This is a genomic window from Brucella sp. HL-2 (assembly GCF_025846885.2).
In the GTDB taxonomy this organism is placed as follows: domain Bacteria; phylum Pseudomonadota; class Alphaproteobacteria; order Rhizobiales; family Rhizobiaceae; genus Brucella; species Brucella quorumnocens.
Genome location: NZ_JAOYTK010000082.1, coordinates 1 through 515, shown reverse-complemented (window position 1 = coordinate 515; position 515 = coordinate 1). Strand labels below are relative to the sequence as shown.

The following is a 515-nucleotide window of genomic DNA, read 5'->3' as shown; positions in this document are numbered from 1 at the left end:
TCGTTTTAAATGGCTGCCGACATGCTGTCTTTTGTCCAATGGAATTCCGTGCCATCTCTCCACATACGATGCATGATCACGGCCATCCGGCGAGCGAGTGCAACGATTGCTTTTTGCCGGCCACGTCGTTTGGCGATATTCATCGCCCAGGCTTTCAGCCAAGACCATTTCTTCACCCGGCTCAACATGACCTGAGCTGCTTCATAAAGCAAAGCTCTCATTATGCTATCCCCACATAAGGAAACACGGCCGATACGATGACTTTCACCTGACTGGTTGAGGACAGGTGTCAGCCCCAACGCTGAACCGACTGCGCGTGATTTACTGAATCGCGCCGGGACATCGATGGTGCCAATGAAAGCAAGCGAGGTAACAGGGCCGACGCCAGGGATCGTCATTAGAGCGTGGGGCGATTATTTTGAATCGTTAAAGAGGGTGATATTTGTTGGCATTTCGCGCTTTTTAGATTGATGATTCATTGGGTCAGGAGGAAAAGCTATGTTCCAGCAAGCTTA

At 50.3% G+C, this 515-nt stretch carries 1 pseudogene; it reads right to left on the bottom strand.

Annotated features, from left to right (window positions below):
• Positions 1–5: 5 nt before the first annotated feature.
• Positions 6–401, bottom strand: a pseudogene (locus tag OIV19_RS23645) (transposase); the annotation flags it as partial.
• Between the last annotated feature and the right edge of the window lie 114 nt (positions 402–515).